The sequence below is a fragment of the Streptomyces sp. NPDC002698 genome (assembly GCF_042888945.1).
GTDB lineage: Bacteria > Actinomycetota > Actinomycetes > Streptomycetales > Streptomycetaceae > Streptomyces.
This window is the reverse complement of the sequence record NZ_JBIAQM010000020.1, coordinates 115619-138284: the sequence shown is the minus strand read 5'-3', so window position 1 is coordinate 138284 and position 22666 is coordinate 115619. Positions and strand designations below refer to the sequence as shown.

Below are 22666 nucleotides of genomic sequence, written 5' to 3'. Positions count from 1 at the left end.
AGGTGCACCCCAGGTGCAGGACGACATCGTCGCGCGGGCCGAGGCGTGGCTGGCCGAGGACCCCGACGCGGAGACCCGTGACGAACTCGCGAAGCTCGTCGAGGCGGGGGACGTCACCGAGCTGACCGCCCGTTTCGGCGGGACGCTCCAGTTCGGCACCGCGGGTCTGCGCGGTGAGCTCGGCGCGGGGCCGATGCGGATGAACCGCTCCGTGGTCATCCGGGCCGCGGCCGGACTCGCCGCGTATCTCAAGGCCCAGGGGCACACCGGCGGACTCGTGGTGATCGGCTACGACGCCCGCCACAAGTCCGCGGACTTCGCCCGGGACACGGCGGCCGTGATGACGGGCGCGGGCCTGCGCGCCGCCGTCCTGCCCCGGCCGCTGCCCACCCCCGTCCTCGCCTACGCCATACGGCATCTCGGCGCGGTCGCGGGCGTGGAGGTCACCGCCAGCCACAACCCGCCCCGGGACAACGGCTACAAGGTCTACCTCGGCGACGGTTCGCAGATCGTCCCGCCGGCCGACGCGGAGATCGCCGCCGAGATCGACGCGGTCCGCGCGCTCGCCGACGTGCCCCGCCCCGAGTCCGGCTGGGAGACCCTCGACGAGAGTGTCCTCCAGGCCTACCTGGCCCGTACGGACGCCGTCCTCGCCGAGGGCTCGCCGCGCACCGCGCGCACCGTCTACACGGCGATGCACGGCGTCGGCAAGGACGTGCTGCTCGCGGCCTTCGCGCGGGCCGGGTTCCCGGAGCCGGTGCTCGTCGCCGAGCAGGCGGAGCCCGACCCGGACTTCCCGACCGTCGCCTTCCCCAACCCGGAGGAGCCGGGCGCGATGGACCTCGCCTTCGCGGCGGCGCGCGCGGCGGAACCCGACCTGATCATCGCCAACGACCCGGACGCCGACCGGTGCGCCGTCGCGGTGAAGGCCGGCGCCGACTGGCGCATGCTGCGCGGCGACGAGGTCGGCGCGCTGCTCGCCGAGCACCTGGTGCGGCGCGGCGCGCGCGGCGTCTTCGCCGAGTCGATCGTCTCCTCCTCGCTGCTCGGCCGGATCGCCGAGGGCGCGGGCCTGCCGTACGAGGAGACGCTCACCGGCTTCAAGTGGATCGCCCGGGTCGAGGGGCTGCGGTTCGGGTACGAGGAGGCGCTCGGCTACTGCGTCGACCCCGAGGGCGTACGCGACAAGGACGGCATCACCGCCGCCCTGCTCGTCACCGAGCTGGCCTCGGAGCTCAAGGAGCAGGGCCGGACCCTGCTCGACCTCCTCGACGACATCGCCGTCGCGTACGGGCTGCACGCCACCGACCAGCTCTCGGTGCGGGTGGAGGACCTCTCGGTCATCGCGAACGCCATGCGCAGGCTGCGCGAGCGGCCGCCCACGGAGCTCGCGGGTCTGGCCATCACGAACGCCGAGGACCTGACCCGGGGGACGGACAGGCTGCCGCCCACGGACGGCCTGCGCTACACCCTGGACGGCGCCCGGGTCATCGTCCGGCCGAGCGGCACCGAGCCCAAGCTGAAGTGCTACCTGGAGGTCGTGGTGCCCGTCGGCGGCCACGACGAACTCCCGGCGGCCCACGCGAAGGCGGCCGAGCTGCTGTCGGCGGTCAAGCGGGACCTGTCGGCCGCGGCCGGCATCTGAGCCCACGCCCGGTGGGAGGCGGCCCGTCCGCCGCCTCCCACCCCGTGATCCGAACGACGGGCCCTGAGCCCCGACACCTACCTCCGCCCTCCTTACGGGTGATTTCCGCAAGGCAGTTGACGCAGCGCTCCCGGGCGCCGCCGGACAACCGAGGAACGGTTACCGGCAGCGCACCATCGAGTCCCAGGAGCCGCCGCGTGCCCTCGACCGATTCCCGGCCGACGTCCGCCCCGCCCCACAGCGCCCCGGGCGGGAGCGCCCCCGGCGTTCCGGCCGCCCGGGGCGGGCCGGGCGCCTCCGGTCTCCTCACCGCGGTCCGCGCCGCTCTGCGGCACGCGGCCCCCGCCCTCCTCGCCTACGCGGCCGTCCGCCTCACCGGACTGGCCGTACTCACGCTCTGGGCGCACCGGCGGCATCACGGCGTCTGGCCGGTCCTGGCGGCCCAGTGGGACGCGGACTGGTACCTCGGCATCGCGGACCACGGGTACGCGCGCCACCTGGGCACCGCGTTCGACGCGAACAACCTGGCCTTCTTCCCGCTCTACCCGGTCCTGGTCAAGGCCGTCGCGGTCCTGACACCCGGCTCGCGCGCCTCGACCGGGCTGGCGATCGCGGTCGTGTCCTCGTTCCTCGCCGCGTGGGGCGTCCACGCGGTGGGCAGTCACCTGCACGGCCGCCGCGTGGGTGTGCTGCTGACCGTGCTGTGGGCGGCCCTGCCGGTGGGTCTCGTCCAGTGGATGGGTTACACGGAGTCGCTGTTCACCGCGCTCGCCGCGTGGGCGCTGTACGCGGTGCTCACCGGCCGGCTGCTGTGGGCCGCCTCGCTGGCGGCGCTGGCGGGGCTGACCCGGCCCACCGGTGTCGCGGTGGCCGCCGCCGTGGCCGTGGCCGCGCTGCTGTCGCTGCGCCGGGGCTTCACCGTCCGGGCGCTCGCCGCGGCCGCCCTGGCCCCGGCCGGCTGGCTCGCGTACGTCGGCTGGGTGGGGTACCGGCTGGGCCGCTGGGACGGCTACCTCGCCGTCCAGCGGCTGTGGCACAACGAGTGGGACGGCGGCGCGGAGACCATGCGCCGGCTGCGGGAGGTCCTCGCGCAGAACTCCTCGCCGGAGCTGTTCCTGGTGATGGTGACCGTGACCCTGCTGGCGGCCGTGGCGCTCTACGCGCTGTCGGTGGGCGACCGCCAGCCGCTCCCCCTTCTCGTCTTCACCGGGATCCTGCTGCTGATCGTCCTCGGCAGCGGGGGCGTCTACTTCCCGCGGGCCCGCTTCCTGCTCCCCGGCTTCCCGCTGCTGCTCCCCGCGGCCCTGCACCTGGCCCGCGCCTCCCGCCGCTTCCGGACGCTGTGCCTCACGGCCGCGGTGCTCGGTTCGGCGTACTGCGGCGCGTACATGGTCCTGGTGTGGCCGAGCGCGCCCTAGAACCGTCGGCGCGGACCGGACGACAGTCCTCGGCACGGACCCGCGGCCGGTCAGGGCGTCAGCCCACTGCCAGCAGGATGGCCAGGACGACGAGGCCGGCGAGCGCGGGGCCCATCACCTCGTACGCCCAGCGCACCCTGACCTCCCCCTGCGCGCCCTCCGCGGAGGCCCGGTTCTCGGCCAGCTCGCGCAGATCGTCGATGATCCGGTCGGTCTCGGGCCGGACCGGCGTGTCGGTGGCCGTTCCCCGGCCGAGGGCGGACGCGCGGCCCGGCGACGACGGACGGCCGACGCCTCCACGGCCGGCCTCGCCCTGCGCCGACTGCCTGGCCGCCTTCTTGCGGGCGCGCAGCGACACGGGCACCGCCCACAGCTGGTACTTCGTGCCCGAGGTGTCGACCACCTCGTTCGAGTAGTGCGAGCGCAGCGAGGCGACCTTGCTCCAGGGGAGCACGATCACACGCAGCGGGTTGCGGACGCGCAGCCGGTCCTCGTTGGCGTAGACGGCGGGGCGCAGGGTGAAGGCGGTGACCAGGGGGACGATGAGGATCATTCCGGCGAGCGCCAGCCACGGGGTGCGGCCGTGTCCGGAGACCAGTGCGTCGAAGCCGAGCCAGCCGACGATGAGCAGAAGGAGGACGCCGCCCGCGATACCGGCGGGCGACCGGTAGATCCGGTCCCTGGCCTCGGGTCGCGAGGCGTCCGGAAGGGGTGACTGGTGGTCGGGGGTCGTCATGGTCCCGATTGTGCCCGACGTGTGCCGCGCGCTTGAGCTCGGCGGGGTCTCACTATGGTCGCGATGGAGCTCGCGGCGTCCGCCTCGCGGGCACCGTGACCACGCCGGACACGACGGCCCCGATGATCCGGCGGAAGGTCGGGCATTCCATGTGGCTGGGCGCGGGACAGGCGGCGGTGTGCCGCAGCGAGTCGCGCAGGACCTCGAGCTCGCGGATCGTCCGGTCCAGTTCGTCGGCCTTGTCGAGGAGGGCCTGGGGGTCGATGCGCGGACGTCCGTCCGGCGCGAACGTCCGGGCGATCTCGTCCAGCGAGAACCCGGCGGAACGCCCGAGCGCGATGAGCGCCAGCCGTTCCAGTACGGCGGGGTCGTACTGGCGGCGCAGACCGCGTCTGCCGGTCGGGGCGATGAGTCCCCGCTCCTCGTAGTACCGCAGCGTCGAAGCGGGCACTCCGGCGCGGCGTGCCACTTCGGCGATATCCAGGTCCGGCATCGTCTTGACCTCAAGTCGGCTTGAAGGAGGACGGTGTCATCTCCAGGCCGTGAGGGCAACCGGCCGTGAGGGCGACCACAGGAGGCGTGATGGAATCCGAGCGCGGAGCGGGCGACACGGTGGGCAGGGAACAGGTGGCGCGCTGGAACGGACCGGCGGGAAACGCCTGGGTCGAGGCCCAGGACATGGTGGACGCGTTGTTCGCGCCGCTGGAGAGGCTCCTCGTCGAGACGTTTCCGGCGGGACAGGGGGGCAGGGTCCTCGATGTCGGCTGCGGTACGGGCGGCACGACGGTGGCCGTCGCGCGTCGGCTCGGTCCCCGGGGGCGGTGCGTCGGCGTCGACATCTCGGAGCCGATGGTGGAGGCGGCCCGGGTCCGTGCGGAGCGGGAGGGCGCGGGGGCCTCGTTCGTCCGCGCCGACGCGCAGGACCACGTCTTCGAGCCCGCCTCCTTCGACGGGGTCGTCTCCCGCTTCGGGGTGATGTTCTTCCCGGATCCGGTGCGGGCCTTCACCAACCTGCGGCGGGCCGCGAAGGAGAACGCCGTGCTGCGGTTCGTCGTCTGGCGCGACATCGCGGAGAACCCGTTCATGACGACGGCCGAGCGGGCCGCGGCACCGCTCATGCCGGACCTGCCCGCGCGGGATCCCGACGCGCCGGGGCAGTTCGCCCTGGCCGACGCGGGCAAGGTGCGCCGTCTGCTGGAGGAGAGCGGGTGGGCCGGGGTCGGCGTCCGGGCCGTCGACGCGGAGTGCGTCATGCCCGAGAAGGAGCTGGCCCCGTACTTCAGCCGGTTCGGCCCGGTCGGTATCGCCCTGCGCGAGACGGACGAGACGACCCGGGCCCGGGTCGTCGCATCGGTCCGCACCGCGTTCGACCCGTTCGTCCACGGCACGGAGGTCCGCTTCACGGCCGCCTGCTGGCAGATCGACGCCCACGCCGGATAAGCCTGCCCCGGTTCGCTTGCGCCGGCGTTCGCGGGTGTCGGTCCGGTGGGTGGGTCGGGGCCGTGCCGGTGCATCAGCCCGTCGCCGTTGCGTGAGGCGTGACCGTCGGTGGCGACGGGCATCGATGTACCGGCACGGCCCCTCCCGCCGGATGCCGACTGCGGGTGCAGGATCCAGCCCCTCCGGCGATTGAGGAGCGGGGTCCGGGGCGGAGCCCCAGGGGGCCACCTTCCTCCGGGCCGCCTTTCGGGTGCGGGGGCACCATTCAGCCCCTCCGGCGATTGAGGAGCGGGGTCCGGGGCGGAGCCCCGGGTACGGGTCGGGTAGGGGCGGAGGGGGCGAGAGAAGGCCTGTGGGCAGGGGGCGGAAGAAACGGGGGGTCCAGTTCGTTGCGAGTGGGCGGAGGGTCCGTTCCCGGAAGTCAGCCCGGCGCCCCGCCCCTGCGGGCAAAAAATCCCTCGGCCGCACCCAGGGCTGTACAGCCGCTACGCGCGTAGATATGCTCGGCTGGTGACCATGCCCACCTCTGCACCCTCCCCCAAGCTCTCGACTCCGCTCGAGCAGGGTGGTGCCCCCACCCACGTACTCGGCGACGTGACCGCGTCCGACAGCACGCTGCGCCGCTTCCTCCACGGGCTGCCCGGCGTCGACGCGGTCGGCCTGGAGGCGCGAGCCGCCTCGCTCGGCACCCGTTCCATCAAGACCACCGCGAAGGCGTACGCCATCGACCTCGCCATCTCGATGGTCGACCTGACGACGCTGGAAGGCGCGGACACCCCGGGCAAGGTCCGGGCACTCGGCGCCAAGGCGGTCCTCCCGGACCCGACCGACCGCACGGCGCCCACCACGGCGGCGGTCTGTGTCTATCCCGACATGGTGGCCGTCGCGAAGGAGGCCGTCGCCGGCTCCGGGGTGAAGGTCGCCTCGGTCGCGACCGCGTTCCCGGCCGGCCGTGCCGCGCTCGCCGTGAAGCTGGCCGACGTGCGCGACGCCGTCGCCGCGGGCGCCGACGAGATCGACATGGTCATCGACCGCGGAGCGTTCCTCGCGGGCAACTACATGAAGGTGTACGACGAGATCGTCGCCGTGAAGGAGGCCTCGGGCGCCGCCCGGCTGAAGGTCATCTTCGAGACCGGCGAGCTGTCGACGTACGACAACATCCGGCGGGCGAGCTGGCTCGGCATGCTGGCCGGGGCCGACTTCATCAAGACCTCCACCGGCAAGGTGGCCGTGAACGCGACGCCCGCGAACACGCTGCTGATGCTGGAGGCCGTCCGCGACTTCCGCGCCCAGACCGGCGTGCAGGTCGGTGTGAAGCCGGCCGGCGGTATCCGCACGACCAAGGACGCCGTCAAGTTCCTGGTCGTGGTGAACGAGACCGCGGGCGAGGACTGGCTGGACAACCACTGGTTCCGCTTCGGCGCGTCCTCGCTCCTGAACGACCTGCTCATGCAGCGTCAGAAGCTGGCCACCGGCCGCTACTCCGGCCCCGACTACGTGACGGTGGACTGATCCATCATGGCTTCCGCATTCGAATACGCACCGGCGCCCGAGTCCCGCTCCGTCGTCGACATCGCCCCCTCCTACGGCCTGTTCATCGACGGTGAGTTCACCGAGGCCGCCGAGGGCAAGGTCTTCAAGACCGTCTCCCCCTCCACCGAGGAGGTCCTCTCCGAGATCGCCCAGGCGGGCGAGGCGGACGTCGACCGCGCGGTGAAGGCCGCCCGCAAGGCCTTCGTGAAGTGGTCCGCGCTGCCGGGCTCCGAGCGCGCCAAGTACCTGTTCCGCATCGCGCGGATCATCCAGGAGCGCAGCCGCGAGCTGGCCGTCCTGGAGACGCTGGACAACGGCAAGCCGATCAAGGAGACCCGCGACGCGGACCTCCCCCTGGTCGCCGCGCACTTCTTCTACTACGCGGGCTGGGCGGACAAGCTCGACCACGCCGGTTTCGGCGCGAACCCGCGTCCGCTGGGCGTCGCGGGCCAGGTCATCCCGTGGAACTTCCCGCTGCTGATGCTGGCGTGGAAGATCGCCCCGGCCCTCGCGACCGGCAACACGGTCGTCCTCAAGCCCGCGGAGACCACGCCCCTGACGGCGCTGTTCTTCGCGGACATCTGCCGCCAGGCCGGTCTGCCCAAGGGTGTCGTCAACATCCTTCCGGGTTACGGAGACGCGGGCGCGGCCCTCGTCGCGCACCCGGACGTGGACAAGGTGGCCTTCACCGGCTCCACCGCCGTCGGCAAGGCGATCGCCCGGCAGATCGCGGGCTCGCACAAGAAGGTCACGCTCGAACTCGGCGGCAAGGGCGCGAACATCGTCTTCGACGACGCCCCCATCGACCAGGCCGTCGAGGGCATCGTCAGCGGCATCTTCTTCAACCAGGGCCAGGTCTGCTGCGCGGGTTCCCGGCTGCTGGTCCAGGAGTCGATCCACGACGAGCTGCTCGACTCGCTCAAGCGCCGCCTGTCGACGCTGCGCCTCGGCGACCCGCTCGACAAGAACACGGACATCGGCGCGATCAACTCCGCCGAGCAGCTCTCCCGTATCACCACGCTCGTCGACCAGGGCGAGGCGGAGGGCGCCGAGCGCTGGTCCCCGGCCTGCGAACTCCCCTCCTCCGGCTACTGGTTCGCTCCGACGCTCTTCACGAACGTCACCCAGGCGCACACCATCGCCCGCGACGAGATCTTCGGCCCGGTGCTGTCCGTCCTCACGTTCCGCACCCCGGACGAGGCGGTCGCCAAGGCCAACAACTCCCCGTACGGCCTCTCGGCGGGCATCTGGACCGAGAAGGGCTCCCGCATCCTCGCCGTGGCGAACAAGCTCCGCGCGGGTGTCGTCTGGTCCAACACGTTCAACAAGTTCGACCCGACCTCGCCGTTCGGCGGGTACAAGGAGTCGGGCTTCGGCCGCGAGGGCGGCCGTCACGGCCTGGAGGCGTACCTCGCCCCGTCTAGCCCGGAGGGCGAGCGATAAATGAGTGCAGCCGAGAAGTCCGAGCAGCAGCGCCTGAGCGTCTTCAAGACCTACAAGCTGTACGTGGGCGGCAAGTTCCCGCGTTCCGAGAGCGGCCGGGTGTACGAGGTGAGCGACTCCAAGGGCAAGTGGCTGGCGAACGCTCCGCAGTCGAGCCGCAAGGACGCCCGTGACGCGGTCGTCGCCGCGCGCAAGGCGTTCGGCGGCTGGGCCGGCGCCACCGCGTACAACCGCGGCCAGGTCCTGTACCGCGTCGCCGAGATGCTGGAGGGCCGCAAGGAGCAGTTCGTCCGCGAGGTGGCCGACGCGGAGGGCCTGTCGAAGGCGAAGGCGGCGGCCGTCGTCGACGCGGCGATCGACCGCTGGGTCTGGTACGCGGGCTGGACCGACAAGATCGCCCAGGTCGTGGGCGGCGGCAACCCGGTCGCGGGCCCGTACTTCAACCTGTCCTCCCCCGAGCCGACGGGCGTGGTGACGGTCCTGGCGCCGCAGGAGTCGTCCTTCCTCGGCCTGGTGTCCGTCCTCGCCCCGGTGATCGCCACCGGCAACACGGCGATCGTGATCGCCAGCGAGAAGTCCCCGCTCCCGGCGCTGTCGCTGGGCGAGGTACTGGCCACCTCCGACGTGCCGGGCGGTGTCGTGAACATCCTGTCCGGCCGGACCGCGGAGATCGCGGCCCCGCTGGCCGCGCACCAGGACGTCAACGCGATCGACCTGGCCGGCGCGGACGAGGTCCTGGCCAAGGAGCTGGAGATCGCGGCCGCGGACAACCTGAAGCGCGTTCTTCGTCCACAGGCTGTGGATTACGCGCGGACTCCCGGGACCGAGCGTCTGACGGCCTTCCTGGAGACGAAAACGGTCTGGCACCCCACGGGCTCCCTGGGCGCCTCGGGCTCGTCCTACTGAGCCCGGCCCGCTCCGCGGGCACGCGCTGAGACGCCGGAGCCCCGATCCGTGTCCCCGGGGCCCCGCGCACGAAGGAGCCGCGCTTCCCCTCCGTCCAGGGGGAGCGCGGCTCCTTCATGTCCAGGGGCTGCGGACGGCCCGTGCGCGAGGTTCAGCGCAGGAGGCCGGCCGCCCGGCCGAGCACCGGGACGTCGCCGATCGACTGCGCCTGCGCCACCGGCCCGGTGAGCGCCTTGGAGGTCAGCGGCTTGAAGTCCGCGACCTGGGTGCCCACGCCGTTGTCGAGCGGGTCCACACCGGTGCCGGCCAGCGGGTTGGGCTTGAGGTTCTCGACGGGACCCGTGACATGCCCCACGGTCCCGGTCAGCGCCTGGAGTCCGGCCTGCGGGTCGAGTTCGCCGAGCGAGGCGGGCCGGGCGCGTACGACGTCCACGGCGGAAGCCGTGTCCGCGAAGGCCGGGGTGGCCGCGGCCGCACCGGCAGCGACCACGCCGACCGCCGCGGCGATCCGCGCGGTCGTACGGGCCAGGGTGTTCCGCTGGGCTGCGTGTCGCGCCATCAGGTTTTCCTCTTTGACTAGCGGAGAGTGACGAACGGAGTGCAATTGATGCGACACGCAGAGTAGTTGACGGGATGCCGCGCCGGGCGGTCCCGGCGAGGGATTCGCTCCTGCGGGGCAACAGGCATATCAGCGCCACTCGTCACATCCGCGCGACATCCGTCCGCACATTCGGCAAAGCCGGGGATAATAGGCGGGAGCCGTGCCGACGCGCGGTGTCGCCGGACCTGTCACAGAAGGTACAGACCCTTGGGTTCCCCTCTCCCGATACCCGCCCGCGTGGTGCTGCTCTGCGGCCCCTCCGGCTCCGGGAAGTCCCTTCTCTCCGCCGCTTCCGGCCTCCCCGTGCTCCGCCTCGACGACTTCTACAAAGAGGCCACGGACCCGACGCTGCCCCAGGTCGAGGGCAGTGAGGACATCGACTGGGACCACCCGCGGTCGTGGGACGCGGACACCGCCGTCGCCGCGATCGAGGACCTGTGCCGTACGGGACGTACGACCATCCCCGTCTACGACATCTCCCTGAGCGCCCGTACCGGGGCCGAGGCCCTGAGCATCGACGGGGCGCCGCTGTTCATCGCGGAGGGGATCTTCGCCGCCGAGATCGTCGAGCGCTGCCGCGAACTCGGCGTCCTCGCCGACGCGTTGTGCCTGTCCCGGGGCGCGGTGACCACGTTCCGGCGCCGTTTCGTGCGGGATCTGAAGGAGGGCCGCAAGTCGGTGCCCTTCCTGCTGCGGCGCGGCTGGCGGCTGATGCGCTCCGAGCGGTCCATCGTGGCGCGCCAGGCGGCTCTGGGCGCCCACCCCTGCGACCGGGACGAAGCGCTCGGCCGGCTGGCGGCCGCCTCGTCCGCGCCCCGGGCGTCCGCGCCCACGGCGACCGCGTAACCCGCCCCGCCGGTCACGCTCCGGCCCGCGGGCCTTCGGGACCGGCTCGGGCCGGGGCCGCGCCCGCCGGCTTCCCGGGAACGAAAGAAGGTCCAAGCGGACCCCCGACCGCCTGGACCTTCTTCGTTTCCCCCGTGGTCCCCCGTGACACGGCGACTTCCCCGTGACCCGTTTCCCCGTGACCCCGTTCGGCGTCGGCTCCCCCCGGAACCGACGTCCCCCGTCACCGGCTCCCCCCGGAGCCGGCCCCCATGACCCTCAGGCGACAAGCTCCCCGAAGGACTCCTCCTCGTCACGGCCGAAGCTGAGGACCTCGTCCTCGCGCATCCGGCGGAGCGACCGCCAGATGCTGGACTTCACCGTGCCGACACTGATGCCGAGGATCTCCGCGATCTCCGGGTCGGTGCGGCCCTCGTAGTAACGGAGGACCAGCATCGTCCGCTGGAGTTCGGGCAGCCGGGCCAGCGCCTGCCACAGGACCGCGCGCAGCTCGGTGCCGCGCATCGCGTCCGTGTCACCGGGCGTCTCCGGCAGTTCCTCGGTCGGGTACTCGTTCAGCTTGCGGCGGCGCCACGCGCTGATGTGCAGGTTCGTCATGGTGCGGCGGAGGTAGCCCCCGACCGCGGCCTTGTCGCTGATCCGGTCCCAGGCCCGGTACGTCGAGAACAGCGCGCTCTGCAGCAGGTCCTCGGCCTCGAAGCGGTCACCGGTCAGGTGGTAGGCGGTTGCGTACAGGGAGGCGCGGCGCTCCTGGACGTAGGCGGTGAAGGCCGCTTCGGCCTCCACACTCCCCGCCCCCGAACGACGCTCCCCCGAGCCCTCCCCGTACGCGGCTCCCCCGTGAGCCTTCTCCCCCGTCGTGCCCACGGCGGCAGGCGCCGTGGTCTTCTCCCCCGTGAAACCGTCAACCACCGTCATGTACACGGCGTGCTGACGCCCGGCACTACGAGCGCACCCCCGCTGGCTCACAGCACCGGACTTCTCCGCTGCCCGGTTGACGTCGTGGAGCCGCGTGACAACTGCGCTAGTGCTGGTGCTGTGCAGCGTGTTCATCTCGCGCCCCCCGTCGTGGAGTCCCGGATCTTCGGTTCGTTCCGTCGTGCGTCCTGCCCTTGTGTCGAAAAGCTTGCCGGGCCCACTTCATGGCCATGTCCTCCGACTGTCACAGACCTGTCACAGGGGCCGCCCCCGGGCGCGGCACAGCGCGATCACAGAGAAGAGCGGTACGACTACGCAGATGACCACTTGGGCCCCGGGCGCCTCCCGCGAGGGTCTCCGTTGTGGCCGGGAGACGAGTGGGAGCGCTCCAACAGTCGATACACGAGCATGACATGGGCCAGAATGACGTCCGTGCCTTCCCTGTTGCTGATCGAGGACGACGACGCCATCCGTACGGCCCTGGAGCTCTCTTTGACGCGCCAGGGACACCGTGTGGCCACCGCTGCCACCGGCGAGGACGGTCTGAAGCTGCTGCGCGAGCAGCGACCGGATCTGATCGTGCTGGATGTGATGCTGCCCGGCATCGACGGATTCGAGGTGTGCCGGCGCATCCGGCGCACCGACCAACTGCCGATCATCCTGCTGACCGCGCGCAGCGACGACATCGACGTCGTGGTCGGACTGGAGTCCGGCGCCGACGACTACGTCGTCAAGCCGGTGCAGGGCCGGGTGCTCGACGCCCGGATCCGCGCCGTGCTGCGCCGCGGCGAGCGGGAGGCGAACGACTCGGCCTCGTTCGGCTCGCTGGTCATCGACCGTGCCGCCATGACCGTCACCAAGAACGGTGAGGATCTGCAACTGACACCCACCGAGCTGCGGTTGCTCCTGGAGCTGAGCCGCAGGCCCGGACAGGCCCTGTCCCGGCAGCAGTTGCTGCGTCTGGTGTGGGAACACGACTACCTGGGCGACTCACGCCTGGTCGATGCCTGTGTGCAGCGGCTGCGCGCCAAGGTGGAGGACGTGCCGTCCTCTCCCACCCTGATCCGTACCGTGCGTGGCGTCGGCTATCGGCTGGACAATCCTCAGTGACCAAACCGCAGGACAAGCTCCGCGGCTGGGCCGCGGCGCGCAAGGCGTTGCTGTCCGGTCTGCGCTTCACCAGCCTGCGGCTGCGGCTGGTCGTGGTGTTCGGACTCGTCGCGCTCACCGCCGCGGTGTCCGCGTCGGGCATCGCGTACTGGCTCAACCGCGAGGCCGTGCTGACGCGTACCCAGGACGCGGTGCTGCGTGACTTCCAGCAGGAGATGCGCAACCACGCGAGCATGCTGCCCGTGCATCCGGCGCAGGACGAACTCCAGCGCACGGCCGGGCAGATGGCGAACAGCAGCCAGCGTTTCAGTGTGCTGCTGACCGCCGAGGCCGCCGACGGCAAGATGATCACCGGCAACTCCGAGCTGGACACGTTCACGCTGGAGGACGTACCCAAGTCCCTCCGGAAGGCGGTGAACAAGCAGCAGCCGCTGACCTCGACCAACAAGTCCGCGTACCACCTGTACTGGCAGCGGATCACCCAGCACGACAAGTCGTACCTCGTGGGCGGGGCCCGGGTGATCGACGGCTCCACGACCGGTTACATGCTCAAGTCCCTGGAGCCGGAGGCCAAGGACCTCAACTCCCTCGCCTGGTCGCTGGGGATCGCGACGGGGCTCGCGCTGATCGGCTCGGCGCTGCTGGCCCAGGCCGCCGCGACCACGGTCCTCAAGCCGGTCCACCGGCTGGGCATCGCGGCCCGCCGGCTCGGCGAGGGCAAGCTGGACACCCGGCTGCGGGTCTCCGGCACGGACGAACTCGCCGATCTGTCACGGACGTTCAACCGGACGGCGGAGTCGCTGGAGAAGCGGGTCGCGGACATGAGCGCGCGGGACGAGGCCTCCCGCCGCTTCGTCGCCGACATGTCCCACGAACTGCGGACGCCGCTCACCGCGATCACCGCCGTCACCGAGATCCTCGAGGAGGAACTGGACGCGGAGACCGGCAGCGTCGACCCGATGATCGAGCCGGCCGTACGGCTGGTCGTCAGCGAGACCCGGCGTCTGGGCGACCTCGTGGAGAACCTGATGGAGGTGACCCGGTTCGACGCGGGCACCGCCCGGCTGATCCTCGACGACGTGGACATCGCCGACCAGATCACCGCGTGCATCGACGCGCGCGCCTGGCTGGACGCCGTCGACCTGGACGCCGAGCGGGGCATGACGGCGCGGCTCGACCCGCGCCGCCTCGACGTGATCCTGGCGAACCTGATCGGCAACGCGCTCAAGCACGGTGGTTCACCGGTCCGGGTGTCGGTGCGTATGGAGGGCGAGGGCGAGGAACTGGTCATCGAGGTGCAGGACCACGGTCCCGGCATTCCCGAGGACGTCCTGCCGCACGTCTTCGACCGGTTCTACAAGGCCAGCGCGTCCCGCCCGCGTTCCGAGGGCAGCGGCCTCGGGCTCTCCATCGCCCTGGAGAACGCGCACATCCACGGCGGCGAGATCACCGCGGCGAACGCGCCGGGCGGCGGGGCGGTCTTCACGCTGCGCCTGCCCCAGCACGCGTCGGAACTGCTCGCCGACGACCTGCGGGGCCGTGACGCCTCCGCGCACGGGAACGGCACGGAAGGCACCGCCGGATGACCACCGCACACCCCACGGCCCCGGAGGTTCCCCACCCCTCCCGGCCCACCGGCTCCCCGGAGAACGCCCGCCCGCGGGCCGGCGCCTTCCCGGAGACCACCCGCCCGCAGGCCGCCGGCTCCGCGGCCCCCGGGCGTCGGCGGGCGGCGGGTTCCGCGCGGCCGGGACGCCCGTTCCGGCCCTGGCGGCCGGGCGGGGTACGGCCCTGGCCCGCCGTGGCGGTGCTCGCCGTGCTGCTCACCGGGTGCGGCATCCGTCCCACACAGGTGCCGACCGACTTCGGTCCGGCGCCCTCCCGCGTGCCCTGCGCGCTCTCCGGCCCCGACATCGCCACCCAGTCCTCGCACGGGGTGCCGGTCCAGGTCTTCCTGCTCTGCTCGGAACAACTGGTCACGGTCGACCGGTCGGTGCGCATCGCGGACGGTACGGCGGAGTCGGCGCGCCGGGCCCTGGTGGCCCAGGCGCTGCTGGACGAGCTCGCCGAGGCACCGTCGACGCCCGAGGAACAGGCCGGGTACACGACGGACGTACGCGGCGGCATGACGGTCGGCGGACCCCGCGAAGGGGACCCCGAGGACACGCTCCGGCTGAGCACCCCGCCGCAGGACCTCACGCCGACGTCCCTCGCCCAGATCGTCTGCACCTTCTCGGACTCGGCCGCGGCGCGGGACGACGGCAGTGTCGTCCTCGGCGGTCCCGCCCCCTCCGGCCTGCGCAGCTACGAGTGCACCCCCGAGATGCGCGCCGCGCCCGGCGACACGGCCCCGGCCTCGACGGCTGTCCGGAGTTCGTAACGCTGCGGGGCTGAAAACCACCGCAGCGGAACCGATCGTGCCGGAGCCCGCGTCTTGGGGGGCGTGCAGCGTCATGGTTCAGAGGACGGCAGCGCCGTCACCCGCGTCCGTGTGGCAGGAGGTGTCCTCCTCGTCGCACACCTGGCGCTCGTCGCCTGGATCACGCTGCGTCCGCTGGACGTCCCCTGGGTGAGCGCCGCCAACCTGCGGCCCTTCGCGGGTATCAGAGCCGACCTCGCACTGGGCCCCGAGGCGGCGGCCCGGCGTATCGCCGCGGGCCTCGGCCTGCTCGCCCCGCTGGGTGTGCTGCTCCCGATGGCGGGGGGCAGGCTCGCCGCCTCCCCCCTGGGCTCGCTCCTGCGGACGACCGCCGCCGGCGTGCTGCTCTCCCTGGGCATAGAGCTGCTCCAGACCGGGGTGCCCGGCCAGGTCGTGGACATCGACTCGATCACGCTCAACACCCTCGGGGTGGCCCTCGCGCATCTCGCGGTCGTACCCGCCGTCAGGGCCCGGCTCCGTCGCAGGGCCGAGACGCGGCGCCGCGCGGCCGTCCGCCGGGAGGACCACGCTCAGGGTCGGACCCCGACGATTCCCAGGGTCGGGATCGCTCCCTGGAGCGAGGTTTCGCGCACTTCGTCCTCGTAGCGTTGAGGGCATCGGTGAAGGCACCGGTGAGAACGACGAGGCCGGCCCCGCCGGCACTCGACGACGGTTCGCGAAGGAGCCACCATGACCGCCCTTGCCCGCCCCACGAACGGCCGCATGATCGGCGGAGTCTGTGCTGCGCTGGCACGGCGCTTCGGCACCTCGGCGACGACGATGCGTGTCGTCTTCGTCGTGTCCTGCCTGCTTCCCGGCCCGCAGTTCCTGCTCTACATAGCGCTGTGGATCCTCTTCCCGTCCGAGGACAAGGTCTCCCGCAACGCCTGGTGACCCGGGCGGGCACCCGGCGGCGGCCGGCGTGGGACACGGCGAACGCCGGTGGGGCACACCCGACGAGGGTGTGCCCCACCGGCGTTCGTAGAGCCGGAGCGGGCGCGGCCGCGATGCGCGCGGCCGTCCTCGTACGGCCGGAAGGCCCCGCGCTCGGACAGGCGGGGGGACCTCCGTCCGGCAAAGAGCGTCAGCCCAGCGGAATCCCGTTGACCGGCAGGCCGTGCGTGGGCAGACCCTGCAGCGGCAGCCCTCCGAGCAGTCCGGTCACGGGCGCGGCCTGCCGGTCGGCGAGCAGACGCGTGGCGGCGGGATTCGCGGCGATCACATCCGTGCCGACGGCGCTCTGGCCCTGGGCGAGCGCCTGGCCGGCGGCGGGCAGCGCCGAGGCGGTGGCCTCGGCGGGCAGCGTCATGGTGACGGCGTCCAGCGCCGAGGAGGCGTCCGGCACGGCCGGGGCGGCGTTCGCGGCACCCGCGCCGACAGCGGCGAAAGCGGCGCCGAGAGCGGCGACACCGAGAGTCTTGGCAGCAGACTGCTTCATCGTGAATGCGTCCTTGGGGTGGGTGAGACGGGTATGTGAGCGGTCCAGAACCGTAAACACGTAATCCCACCCTCCGCAAACAACGAAAAGCGGCCGAATCATGGAGGAGAAGTGAAGACCCGGCCGCTTCGCATTCGCCCCGATCAGGCTCGTTCTCCCGCAGAACCGCTGGTGGAAGCGGTCTGCTGGAACAGCCATTCGGACTTCAATTCTGCATATCCAGGCTTGATCACGTCATTGATCATGGCGAGGCGTTCATCGAAAGGAATGAATGCTGACTTCATAGCATTGACCGAGAACCACTGCATGTCGTCGAGCGAGTAACCGAACACCTCGACAAGGTGCTCGAATTCCCGGCTCATGCTCGTACCCGACATGAGGCGATTGTCGGTATTGACCGTGGCGCGGAAATGCAGGCGCCGCAGCAGCCCGATGGGGTGGTCGGCGTACGAGTCCGCGGCGCCGGTCTGGAGGTTGGAACTGGGGCACAGCTCCAGCGGGATGCGCTTGTCGCGGACGTACGACGCGAGCCGGCCGAGTTCCACCGAGCCGTCCTCGCGCACCTGGATGTCGTCGATGATGCGGACGCCGTGCCCGAGCCGGTCGGCGCCGCACCACTGGAGGGCCTGCCAGATGGACGGCAGGCCGAACGCCTCGCCGGCGTGGATCGTGAAGTGGTTGTTCTCCCGCTTGAGGTACTCGAAGGCGTCGAGGTGCCGGGTGGGCGGGAAGCCGGCCTCGGCGCCCGCGATGTCGAAGCCGACGACGCCCGAGTCGCGGTAGCGGTTGGCGAGTTCGGCGATCTCCAGGGCGCGGGCCGCGTGCCGCATGGCGGTCAGCAGGGCGCCGATCCGGATGCGGTGGCCGTTCTCCCGGGCCAGCCGCTCCCCTTCCCGGAAGCCCTCGTTGACCGCCTCGACGACCTCTTCGAGGCTGAGCCCGCCCTCCAGGTGCTGCTCGGGCGCGTACCGCACCTCGGCGTAGACGACCCCGTCCTCGGCGAGGTCCTCGGCGCACTCGGCGGCGACCCGCACCAGGGCCTCGCGGGTCTGCATGACGGCACAGGTGTGGGCGAAGGTCTCCAGGTACCGCTCCAGCGAACCGGAGTCGGCGGCCTCGCGGAACCAGATCCCGAGCTTGCCGGGATCGGTCTCGGGGAGGCCGGAGTAGCCGGTGTCGCGGGCGAGTTCGACGATCGTGCCGGGGCGCAGGCCCCCGTCGAGGTGATCGTGCAGCAGGACCTTGGGCGCCCGGCGGATCTGCTCCGAGCTCGGGGTGTTCCGGATCTGGCTCGTCATTTTCGCACTCTAGCCCCTACGCGCGTAGATCTCCTGTTGTACGAATCCGTCGATACGTAACGGTGACCGTGCGGACGGGTGGCGTACACCCTTGCTTCTGACACTGTTCTGTCATGGCACAGCAAGCGACGCCGGTTCGCAGGGCCCGGCTGGGGAGGGCGCTCGGCCCCGAGCCGACGGCGGTCAGCGGAGTTGTTCTGCTGCTGCCGGGCGGCGAGGAGACCTCGGCCCGAAGACCCTCCCCCATGATGGCGACCGCCTCCGTACGCGCGCTCGGGCGCCGGCTGACCCGCGCCGGACGCGCGGAAGGCCTGGTCGGCCACGTGGTGCACTACCGGGTACGCGGCTGGAACGGCAGCGAGGCCCATCTCGCGTCCGACGCGTCCTGGGCCGCGGACGAGGTCGTCCGCCGCTACGGCGACGTGCCCGTGTGCCTGGCGGGCATCGACATGGGCGGCCGGGCGGCGCTGCGCGCGGGCGGGCACCCGGCCGTCAACTCCGTGCTGGCGCTGGCACCCTGGCTGCCGGAGGACGATGTCGCGGCGCCACCCGAACCGGTGAAACAGCTCGCCGGGCGGCGCGTGCTGATCGTGCACGGCACCAACGACGCGCGCACCGACCCGGAGTTGTCCTTCCGGCTCGCCGCGCGCGCGAAGAAGGCCAACCGCGGCATCTGCCGCTTCGAGGTCCACTCGGACGGGCACGCGCTGCACCAGCACCGGCAAGAAGTCCTCGCCCTCGCGGAGGACTTCGTGCTGGGCTCGCTGTTCGGCCGCTCCTTCTCCCGCCCGGTCGAGGACGCCTTCGCCGCACCACCGCCCCTGGGCCTGCGGATGCCGCTCGCGGCGGGCTTCGGGCAGTCGTTGCGCCGCTAGGGCCTGTCTGACAATTCCCGTCTGCCCGGCGAGGGGCGCCCGGAGGCTCAGTCGGGTAGCAGGTGGCCTCGGCGGGAGAGCAGGAACTTCTTGAAGGCGGCCACCGGCGGGGTGTCCGGGTGGCCGTCCAGCCAGGCGACGCCGATCTCGCGCACGGCGCGCGGGGCGGTGACCGTGAGTTCGACGACTCCCGGACGGGCGACGGCCGGTGGCGGCAGCAGGGCGACGCCGAGGCCGGCGGCGACCAGGCCCCGGAGCGTCTCCGCCTCCTCCCCCTCGAAGGCGATGCGCGGCCGGAACCCCGCCTCCTGGCACAGGTCGTCCGTGATGGCGCGCATGCCGTAGCCGGGTTCCAGGGTCACGAAGGTCTCGTCGGCCGCCTCGGCGAGACGGATGCGCCTGCGCGCGGCGAGCCGGTGGTCGGCGGGCACGACCAGACGGAGCTTCTGCTCGTCGAGCAGGCGGCCCACCAGATCGGGCGCGTCCGGCACGGGCGAGGTCAGGCACAGGTCCAGTTCGCCCGACCGCAGCCGCTCCAGCATGGCCTCCCCGTAGTTCTGCACGAGGCTGAAGCGGACGCCCGGGTGGTCGGCGCGGAACGCGCGGATCAGTCCCGGCACCGTCTCCGATCCCATCGTGTGCAGAAAGCCGAAGGCGACCTTGCCGGTGGCCGGGTCGGCGTCCGCGCGCACCTCGTCGGCGGCGCGCTCGACCTCGGCGAGGGCCCGTTCCACGGAGGCGAGGAAGGTGCGGCCGGCAGGGGTCAGCGCCACGGTCCGGCCCCGGCGCGCGAACAGGTCGACTCCCAGGTCCTGTTCGAGCCGGACCATGGCCCGGGACAGGGTCGACTGCGGGACCCCCATCTGCTCGGCGGCCCGGGTGACGTGCTCGGTGCGGGCGACACCGGCGAAGTACGCCAGGCGCGGGGCGAGCAGTCTCGCGAAGTGCGCGCTGTCTTCTGTGTCACTGAACGGTGACAGGTGAGCCTGTGACCTCTGCTGATGCGCCATGGGAACGATTATGGCGATTCCATGCATTGGACGGATGAACGACGGGTCCTTAGGTTCGAGCCATGCCTTCCGCCAGTACCGGGGCGCCCGTCACCGCGGGCGCCGCCGCCTCCGCTCCCGTCACCGCCTCCGTCCCCACCGCCACCGCCACCGCCACCGCCACCGCGGATTCCCGCATGGCCCCCGGCGGGCCCGGCTACCGACGGATGAGCTTCGCGCTCTTCCTCGCGGGCGTCGCGACCTTCGCCCTCCTCTACTCCACCCAGGCCCTGCTCCCGCTGGTCTCCTCGGACTTCGGGGTCAGCGCGAGCGAGGCGAGCTGGACGGTGTCGGCCGCGACGGGCGGGCTCGCGCTGTTCGTCCTGCCGATGAGCGCGCTCTCGGAGCGCTTCGGACGGCGTACGTTGATGACGGCGTCCCTGGCGGTGGCGGTCACCGTGGGCCTGCTGGTGCCCTTCGCGCCGTCGATCGGCGCGCTGGTGGTGCTGCGGGCGGTACAGGGCGCGGCGCTCGCGGGACTCCCGGCGTCGGCGACGGCGTACCTGGCGGAGGAGGTCCGCCCCAAGGCGCTGATCACCGCGATCGGCCTGTTCGTCGCGGGCAACAGCGTCGGCGGGATGAGCGGCCGGGTCATCACCGGCTGGGTGGCGCAGGAATGGGGCTGGCGGGTGGCCGTCGGCACGATCGGGCTGATCGCCGTGGGCTGCGCGGTGGCCTTCCGGATGCTGCTTCCGGCGCCGCGGCACTTCACGCGGGGTTCGCTGCGGCCCCGGGTGCTGGCCCGCACGGTGCGCGACCACCTCGCGAACCCGCTGCTGTGCCGGCTGTACGCGATCGGCGCGCTGTTCATGATGGTGTTCGGCGGGGTCTACACGGTCATCGGCTACCGCCTCGCCGAGGCGCCGTTCTCGCTCCCGCAGGGCATCGTCGGCTCGGTCTTCCTGGTCTATCTCGTCGGTACGGTGTCGGCGTCGACGGCGGGCCGTCTCGCCGGCCGCCTCGGCCGCCGCGGCTCCCTCTACGTGGCGGGCGCCACCACGACGGCCGGGCTGCTCCTGTCCCTGGCCGGTTCCCTGGCGCTGGTCCTGCTCGGCCTGGTCCTGATCACCGCGGGCTTCTTCGCGGGCCACGCGGTGGCGTCGTCGTCGGTGAGCCACACCGCGAAGACCGGGCGGGCGCAGGCCTCGGCCCTCTACCAGTCCGCGTACTACATCGGCTCCAGCGCCGGCAGCACGCTGGGCGCGGTCGCCTTCCACGCGGGGGGCTGGGCGGGCACGGTGGCCATGGGGCTGTTCGCGGTGCTCGGAGTCGTCTCGATCACCCTGTTCGGCTCCCGCGCGGCCCGTACCGCCGCGCGCCGCGCGCCCGTGCCGGCCCACTGAGGCCCTGGCCGGGACCCACTGAGGCCTGGTCGGGACCCGCAGAGGACCCGGACGGCCACCAGACCCGGACCACCCTCTGGAACACCTTCTTTGACCTGCGGTTTTCCTCGCTCCGCCAGTCATTGTCAGTGGGCTGCGGTAGCTTCCGAGGTGTCGGCGCGATGACGCGCGAATCAAAAAGGCCACAGGGGTGGGTTGGCGATGAGCGAGGGTACGGCGACGACGGCGGACCTGGACGTCCGGCTGGAGAAACACCGCGTCGAGCTGACCGGGTACTGCTACCGCATGCTCGGCTCGTCCTTCGAGGCCGAGGACGCGGTGCAGGACACGATGGTCCGGGCCTGGCGCAGCTACGACAAGTTCGAGGGCCGCTCCTCGATGCGGTCCTGGCTGTACCGGATCGCGACGAACGTATGTCTGGACATGCTCAACGCGGGCAACCGAAGGGCTCGGCCGATGGATCTCACGGCTCCCTCGCCGCTCGCCCGGGCCGCGCTCACCCCCCGTCCGGACAACACCTGGCTGGAGCCGATGCCCGACGGCCGTGTGCTGCCGACGAACGACGACCCGGCGGAGGCCGCGGTCGCCAAGGAGTCCGTGCGCCTGGCCTTCATGGCGGCCCTCCAGCAGCTTCCGCCCAAGCAGCGCGCGGTGCTCATCCTGCGCGAGGTCCTCGCGTGGCGGGCGAGCGAGGTCGCCGAGCTGCTCGGGACCACGGTCGCCTCGGTCAACAGCGCCCTCCAGCGGGCCCGCGCCACCCTCGCGGAGAACGACGGGACGGGCGCGGACGCCGCGACCTCCGACCCGCTCGACGAGGAGCAGCAGAAGCTCCTGGAGCGCTATGTGGAGGCGTTCGAGGGGTACGACATGACGGCTCTGACGGCGCTCCTGCACGAGGACGCGGTCATGACGATGCCGCCGTTCGACCTGTGGCTGCGGGGCCCGCAGGACATCACCGGCTTCATGACGACGCTGGGCGCCGCCTGCGCCGGCTCGCGCCTGATCCCGGTGGAGGTCAACGGCCTGCCGGGGTTCGCGCAGTACAAGCCGGACGAGGAGGCGGGCGGCCACACACCCTGGTCGGTGCAGGTCCTGGAGATCTCAGAGGGCCGCGTCTCCGGGTTCCACTTCTTCCTGGACACGGCCCGCTGGTTCCCGCTCTTCGGACTCCCCCTCCATCTCGACGGGCCCGGGGCTCCCGGAGACCGCGGAGTCGGCGGGACCGGCGCCGTCGCAGGTCTCGAAGCGGAGGCCGACGAGGTCGAGTAGGGCGCGCAGTGCCGGGTCCGGGCCGGCGAGGCGTATGCGGCCTCCCGCCCTGCGGGCCGCCAGTTCCATGCGGGCCAGTGCGTCGACGGCGGTGAGGCCGGGTGGCCCGAGGCCCGCGACATCGCAGACCACGACCCCGGCGCCGGTCGTCCCGAGGAGCGCCCGGACAGCCTCGCAGAGCCGGGGCACCTCGCCCGGGGTGACGAGTCCGGGCATCACGAGCACGGCCGGTTCGACGGAATCCACGCTCAGTAGACCGGCCGGGGGCTCCGAACTCATCGCGGACGCCCGGAAAGCGGACCGCGACCAGCGCCTCGGGGCTCCGCCCGGTCCTGGAGCCTGCCGTGCCGGCATGCCGAACGGGACCGGCGGAGGTCCA

22 protein-coding genes and 1 pseudogene are annotated in these 22666 nt (G+C 72.2%); 15 read left to right on the top strand and 8 right to left on the bottom strand.

The annotated features are described in order from the left end of the window. Positions 1–13: 13 nt before the first annotated feature. Positions 14–1645: a phospho-sugar mutase gene (locus tag ACFYW9_RS26165; protein WP_389154914.1), complete on the top strand. Its 1632-nt coding sequence runs from the start codon at positions 14–16 to the stop codon at positions 1643–1645. Positions 1646–1842: 197 nt separating this feature from the next. Further along, complete coding sequence (locus ACFYW9_RS26160) at positions 1843–3063, top strand: hypothetical protein (protein ID WP_389154912.1); 1221 nt, start codon at positions 1843–1845, stop codon at positions 3061–3063. Positions 3064–3121: 58 nt separating this feature from the next. Here the strand turns inward: ACFYW9_RS26160 and ACFYW9_RS26155 are convergent, their stop codons facing one another. Both ACFYW9_RS26155 and ACFYW9_RS26150 read right to left on the bottom strand, forming a co-directional pair. Continuing rightward, positions 3122–3799 carry a PH domain-containing protein gene (locus ACFYW9_RS26155; RefSeq protein WP_389154910.1) on the bottom strand — a complete coding sequence of 226 codons (678 nt, stop codon included), beginning with the start codon at positions 3797–3799 and terminating at the stop codon, positions 3122–3124. Positions 3800–3851: 52 nt separating this feature from the next. Continuing rightward, positions 3852–4292 (bottom strand): helix-turn-helix domain-containing protein, encoded by a 441-nt coding sequence (locus ACFYW9_RS26150; RefSeq protein ID WP_328448899.1) that lies wholly within the window; start codon positions 4290–4292, stop codon positions 3852–3854. Between the two features lie 89 nt (positions 4293–4381). On the opposite strand from ACFYW9_RS26150, the gene ACFYW9_RS26145 reads away from it, so the two are divergent. The 4 genes from ACFYW9_RS26145 (at position 4382) to ACFYW9_RS26130 (ending at position 9121) form a co-directional block, all read left to right on the top strand. Then, positions 4382–5239, top strand: a complete 858-nt coding sequence (locus tag ACFYW9_RS26145) for a class I SAM-dependent methyltransferase (RefSeq protein WP_389154906.1) — start codon at positions 4382–4384, stop codon at positions 5237–5239. A 516-nt stretch (positions 5240–5755) separates the two neighbouring features. After that, positions 5756–6751: a deoxyribose-phosphate aldolase gene (deoC, locus tag ACFYW9_RS26140; protein WP_351868665.1), complete on the top strand. Its 996-nt coding sequence runs from the start codon at positions 5756–5758 to the stop codon at positions 6749–6751. Between the two features lie 6 nt (positions 6752–6757). Then, a complete protein-coding gene (locus tag ACFYW9_RS26135) occupies positions 6758–8215 on the top strand; it encodes an aldehyde dehydrogenase family protein (protein ID WP_351868623.1) in 1458 nt (485 codons plus the stop codon). Next, complete coding sequence (locus tag ACFYW9_RS26130; RefSeq protein WP_389154902.1) at positions 8216–9121, top strand: aldehyde dehydrogenase family protein; 906 nt, start codon at positions 8216–8218, stop codon at positions 9119–9121. It abuts the gene before it with no gap. Between the two features lie 151 nt (positions 9122–9272). Here ACFYW9_RS26130 and ACFYW9_RS26125 read toward each other — a convergent pair whose 3' ends face one another. Continuing rightward, positions 9273–9680 (bottom strand): hypothetical protein, encoded by a 408-nt coding sequence (locus ACFYW9_RS26125; RefSeq protein ID WP_351868617.1) that lies wholly within the window; start codon positions 9678–9680, stop codon positions 9273–9275. Positions 9681–9929: 249 nt separating this feature from the next. Here ACFYW9_RS26125 and ACFYW9_RS26120 point away from each other — a divergent pair, with 249 nt between their 5' ends. Then, a complete protein-coding gene (locus ACFYW9_RS26120; protein ID WP_328671089.1) occupies positions 9930–10568 on the top strand; it encodes a uridine kinase in 639 nt (212 codons plus the stop codon). A 258-nt stretch (positions 10569–10826) separates the two neighbouring features. On the opposite strand, the gene ACFYW9_RS26115 is transcribed toward ACFYW9_RS26120, so the two are convergent. Then, positions 10827–11621: a SigE family RNA polymerase sigma factor gene (locus tag ACFYW9_RS26115; protein WP_351868612.1), complete on the bottom strand. Its 795-nt coding sequence runs from the start codon at positions 11619–11621 to the stop codon at positions 10827–10829. A 297-nt stretch (positions 11622–11918) separates the two neighbouring features. Here ACFYW9_RS26115 and afsQ1 point away from each other — a divergent pair, with 297 nt between their 5' ends. The 5 genes from afsQ1 (at position 11919) to ACFYW9_RS26090 (ending at position 15909) form a co-directional block, all read left to right on the top strand. Then, complete coding sequence (gene afsQ1 / locus ACFYW9_RS26110; protein WP_037625670.1) at positions 11919–12596, top strand: two-component system response regulator AfsQ1; 678 nt, start codon at positions 11919–11921, stop codon at positions 12594–12596. Continuing rightward, positions 12593–14182, top strand: a complete 1590-nt coding sequence (locus ACFYW9_RS26105) for an ATP-binding protein (protein WP_389154897.1) — start codon at positions 12593–12595, stop codon at positions 14180–14182. Before afsQ1 ends, ACFYW9_RS26105 begins: the two co-directional genes overlap by 4 nt. A gap of 215 nt (positions 14183–14397) precedes the next feature. After that, entirely contained in the window at positions 14398–14976 is a 579-nt protein-coding gene (locus tag ACFYW9_RS26100) for a hypothetical protein (protein ID WP_389154941.1), read from the top strand. Between the two features lie 63 nt (positions 14977–15039). Beyond that, positions 15040–15621: a VanZ family protein gene (locus tag ACFYW9_RS26095; RefSeq protein ID WP_351868606.1), complete on the top strand. Its 582-nt coding sequence runs from the start codon at positions 15040–15042 to the stop codon at positions 15619–15621. A gap of 84 nt (positions 15622–15705) precedes the next feature. After that, positions 15706–15909, top strand: a complete 204-nt coding sequence (locus tag ACFYW9_RS26090; protein WP_328448921.1) for a PspC domain-containing protein — start codon at positions 15706–15708, stop codon at positions 15907–15909. A gap of 190 nt (positions 15910–16099) precedes the next feature. Here the strand turns inward: ACFYW9_RS26090 and ACFYW9_RS26085 are convergent, their stop codons facing one another. Both ACFYW9_RS26085 and ACFYW9_RS26080 read right to left on the bottom strand, forming a co-directional pair. After that, complete coding sequence (locus ACFYW9_RS26085) at positions 16100–16453, bottom strand: ATP-binding protein (RefSeq protein ID WP_389154893.1); 354 nt, start codon at positions 16451–16453, stop codon at positions 16100–16102. A 143-nt stretch (positions 16454–16596) separates the two neighbouring features. Next, complete coding sequence (locus ACFYW9_RS26080; RefSeq protein WP_389154890.1) at positions 16597–17751, bottom strand: adenosine deaminase; 1155 nt, start codon at positions 17749–17751, stop codon at positions 16597–16599. A 113-nt stretch (positions 17752–17864) separates the two neighbouring features. Here ACFYW9_RS26080 and ACFYW9_RS26075 point away from each other — a divergent pair, with 113 nt between their 5' ends. Next, positions 17865–18626, top strand: coding sequence for an alpha/beta hydrolase (locus tag ACFYW9_RS26075; RefSeq protein WP_389154887.1), 762 nt, complete (start codon positions 17865–17867; stop codon positions 18624–18626). Positions 18627–18673: 47 nt separating this feature from the next. On the opposite strand, the gene ACFYW9_RS26070 is transcribed toward ACFYW9_RS26075, so the two are convergent. After that, positions 18674–19636, bottom strand: coding sequence for a LysR substrate-binding domain-containing protein (locus tag ACFYW9_RS26070; protein ID WP_389154884.1), 963 nt, complete (start codon positions 19634–19636; stop codon positions 18674–18676). A gap of 62 nt (positions 19637–19698) precedes the next feature. Between ACFYW9_RS26070 and ACFYW9_RS26065 the strand changes: the two genes are divergently transcribed. Continuing rightward, positions 19699–21018 (top strand): MFS transporter, encoded by a 1320-nt coding sequence (locus tag ACFYW9_RS26065; RefSeq protein ID WP_389154881.1) that lies wholly within the window; start codon positions 19699–19701, stop codon positions 21016–21018. Positions 21019–21219: 201 nt separating this feature from the next. After that, on the top strand, positions 21220–22287 hold the full coding sequence (locus tag ACFYW9_RS26060; protein ID WP_389154878.1) for a sigma-70 family RNA polymerase sigma factor: 1068 nt from the start codon (positions 21220–21222) through the stop codon (positions 22285–22287). Between the two features lie 39 nt (positions 22288–22326). On the opposite strand, the pseudogene ACFYW9_RS26055 reads toward ACFYW9_RS26060, so the two are convergent. Further along, positions 22327–22503, bottom strand: a pseudogene (locus tag ACFYW9_RS26055) (hypothetical protein); the annotation flags it as partial. Positions 22504–22666: the final 163 nt, after the last annotated feature.